At 72.0% G+C, this 2,969-nt stretch carries 4 protein-coding genes; 2 read left to right on the top strand and 2 right to left on the bottom strand.

Features of this window, described 5'->3' with window-relative positions; genetic code table 11:
• Positions 1-489 (top strand): tyrosine-type recombinase/integrase (locus Q0112_RS14575; protein ID WP_297976508.1); only part of this gene is annotated, 489 nt, incomplete at its 5' end.
• 88 nt (positions 490-577) lie between these two features.
• On the opposite strand, the gene Q0112_RS14570 is transcribed toward Q0112_RS14575, so the two are convergent.
• Together Q0112_RS14570 and Q0112_RS14565 are read right to left on the bottom strand one after the other, a co-directional pair.
• Positions 578-1,018, bottom strand: coding sequence for a DUF6446 family protein (locus tag Q0112_RS14570; RefSeq protein WP_297976506.1), 441 nt, complete (start codon positions 1,016-1,018; stop codon positions 578-580).
• Positions 1,015-1,932, bottom strand: coding sequence for a glycine--tRNA ligase subunit alpha (locus tag Q0112_RS14565; protein ID WP_297976504.1), 918 nt, complete (start codon positions 1,930-1,932; stop codon positions 1,015-1,017). Before Q0112_RS14565 ends, Q0112_RS14570 begins: the two co-directional genes overlap by 4 nt.
• 135 nt (positions 1,933-2,067) lie before the next feature.
• On the opposite strand from Q0112_RS14565, the gene Q0112_RS14560 reads away from it, so the two are divergent.
• Positions 2,068-2,961, top strand: coding sequence for a DMT family transporter (locus tag Q0112_RS14560; RefSeq protein ID WP_297976502.1), 894 nt, complete (start codon positions 2,068-2,070; stop codon positions 2,959-2,961).
• Positions 2,962-2,969 lie beyond the last annotated feature (8 nt).

Genomic DNA, 2,969 nt, shown 5'->3' with positions numbered 1-2,969 from the left:
CGCGACGCCTGCATCGCCGAGCTGCTCTACGGCTGCGGCCTGCGCATCTCCGAGGCGCTCGGCCTCCGCCAGTCCGACGCCCCGCTCGGCGAAACGCTGCGCATCCGCGGCAAGGGCGGCCGCGAGCGCCTCGTCCCCGTCCTCCCCGTCGCCGCCCGCGCCGTCGAGGCCTACCGCGCCCTCCTCCCCTTCCCGCCCGACCCGTCGGCGCCGCTCTTCCTCGGCGCCCGCGGCGGCCCGCTCAACCCCCGCGCGGTGCAGCAGGCGATGGCGCAGGCCCGCCTCCAGCTCGGCCTGCCGGCCACCGCCACCCCGCACGCGCTGCGCCACTCCTTCGCCACCCACCTGCTCGAGGCCGGCGGCGACCTCCGCACCATCCAGGAGCTCCTCGGCCATGCCACCCTCGCCAGCACCCAGGTCTACACCGGCGTCGACCAGGCCCGCCTGATGGAAGCCTACGCCGCCGCCCACCCCAAGGCCCGCGGCTGACCCCCAAAAATGAACGCCAGGTTAAAGCTGAAAATTTTTTCCAGCTATATCAACGTGCTGCTTATAGTTTCGCGCGCGAAATCCTGAATCAGCTGGCGAAGCGGGCATTGAGCTGCCGCCAGACATAGCCCCGCCCGTCCGGGTAGACGGCGAGCATCAGGTCGAACCCTTCCGGCGTGTCGTGCCCGATCCGGTAGGCCCGCGCCGCCCCGGCCGCCAGGTCGCGGGTCAGCTCCCGCGCCGAGAAGCAGCGGAACCAGAAGGGCGCGTTGAGCGGCGTGGCCCCCGGGTCGGGCGCGAGGCCCGCGACCGCCGCCGGGTCGATGCGGAAGCAGCCGCGCAGCTTGAGCGGCGAGGCCGCCGAGTCGATGCCGTCATAGCCGGCGACCGGCACCGCCTCGCCGGCTATGGTCAGCGCCCCCACCCCCCGCTGACGCTCGTAGTAGGCGAAGAGCTGCGTCCAGACCAGCCCGGCGACGAAGAGGAGGAGGAAGCCGAGGAAGGCGAGGATCAGCCGCCGCCCGCTCATGCCGCCGGGCCGGACCGCACGAAGGCGTCGGCGCAGGCCCTGGCGAGCGCCCGCACCCGCCCGATATAGGCCTGCCGCTCGGTCACCGAGATGACCCCGCGGGCGTCGAGCAGGTTGAAGAGGTGGCTGGCCTTGATGCACTGATCGTAGGCCGGCAGCGCCATCACGATCCGCCGCCCGGTCCTCGGGTCGACGTCCGGCTGGCCGAGGATGCGCCCGCACTCCGCCTCGGCATCCTCGAAGTGGCGCAGCAGCATCCCGGTGTCGGCCACGTCGAAGTTCCAGCGGGCATATTCCGCCTCCGCCTCGCGGAAGACGTCGCCGTAGGTGAGCGGGATCGGCGCCTCCGGGTCGTTGAACGGCATCAGGTTGCCGTCGTCATGGCCGAGCACGTACATCGCCAGCCGCTCGAGCCCGTAGGTGAGCTCGCCCGAGACCGGCCGGCAGTCGTGGCCGCCGACCTGCTGGAAGTAGGTGAACTGGCTGACCTCCATCCCGTCGCACCAGACCTCCCATCCCAGCCCCCACGCGCCGAGCGTCGGGCTCTCCCAGTCGTCCTCGACGAAGCGGATGTCGTGCAGCTCCATGTCGATGCCGATCGCCGGCAGCGAGCCGAGATAGATCTCCTGGATGTCCGCCGGCGAGGGTTTGAGGATGACCTGGAACTGGTAGTAGTGCTGCCAGCGGTTCGGGCTGTCGCCGTAGCGCCCGTCGGTCGGCCGGCGCGACGGCTGCACGTAGGCCGCCGCCCACGGCTGGGGCCCGAGCGAGCGCAGCGTCGTCGCCGGATGGAAGGTGCCGGCGCCGACCTCCATGTCGTAGGGCTGCAGGATGGCGCAGCCCCGGGCGGCCCAGTAGGCCTGCAGGCGGAGGATGATCTCCTGGAAGCTGCGCGGGGCTGACGGGGCTGGCATGGGCGCGGGGTCCGGTTTCGCAGGGTCGGCCGAGCTTTAGAGAGGGCCCCCGGCGGGGTCAATGAGCGCCCGCCCCTATCTTCCCGCCGGCGGACCGGCTACGAGCGGGTGAAAGACTTCGCGGAGGGACGTGACGTGCAGGGCTGGTTGTCGGGGCACCCGTTTCGCGGGCCGCTCTTCATGGTGGTCTCGACCGGCTCCTACGTCATCAACGACTCGCTGATGAAGCTCGCCACCGAGGGGCTGCCGCCCTACCAGGTCCTCGTCCTGCGCGGCATCGCCGCGATGGCCTGGGGGACGCCGCTCCTCCTCCTCGCCGGCTACGGGCGGCAGCTGCCGCTGATGTTCGAGGGGCGGGTCGTCCTGCGCAACCTGCTCGAGACGGCGGGGATCCTCTGCTACGTGGTCGCCCTCGCCCACATGCCGATCGCCGACGTCAGCGCGCTGACGCAGCTCACCCCGCTCCTCGTCATCCTCGGCGCCTCGCTCCTTCTCGGCGAGAAGGTGGGCGGTGTCCGCATGGCGCTGATCGGCTGCGGCTTCATCGGCGCGGTGATGGTGGCACAGCCGACCGGGGCGGGCATCTCGGTCTACGCCCTGCTCGGCCTCGCCAACGCCGTCGTCGGCGCGGGGCGCGACCTCGCCGGGCGGCGGGTCGGGCCGGAGGTGCCCGGCCTCGTGGTGGCGCTCTCGGCGGCGCTGATCGTGCTCGTCGTCGCGCTCGGGGTCCACCTCGCCTTCGAGACCTGGGTGGCGCCGCAGGGGCGGCACCTGCTGCTCCTCGCCGCGGCCGGCCTCTTCCTCATGTCCGGCCACTTCTTCCTCTTCATGGCCTACCGGATCGGACCGACGCGCGTGGTGGCACCCTTCTACTACAGCTTCACCGTCTGGGCGGTGATCTCCGGCCTGCTGGTCTTCGGCGCCCTGCCGACGCCGGTGGCGATGGCCGGCATCCTGCTCATCGTGGCGAGCGGCGTCGCCGTGGTCCTGATGGAGGGCCGCCGGCGCCAGCCGGCCCCGGTAGGGTGAGGCGCGCA

The sequence above is a fragment of the uncultured Amaricoccus sp. genome, from assembly GCF_937858865.1.
In the GTDB taxonomy this organism is placed as follows: domain Bacteria; phylum Pseudomonadota; class Alphaproteobacteria; order Rhodobacterales; family Rhodobacteraceae; genus Amaricoccus.
Note: the sequence above shows the minus strand (reverse complement) of the source record. Positions and strands in the feature narration are given on the sequence as shown.

Excerpts from the sequence above, each read along its gene's own strand:
- Q0112_RS14570 (WP_297976506.1), bottom strand. The coding sequence starts at position 1,018 with ATGAGCGGGCGGCGGCTGATCCTCGCCTTCCTCGGCTTCCTCCTCCTC.
- Q0112_RS14565 (WP_297976504.1), bottom strand. The coding sequence starts at position 1,932 with ATGCCAGCCCCGTCAGCCCCGCGCAGCTTCCAGGAGATCATCCTCCGC.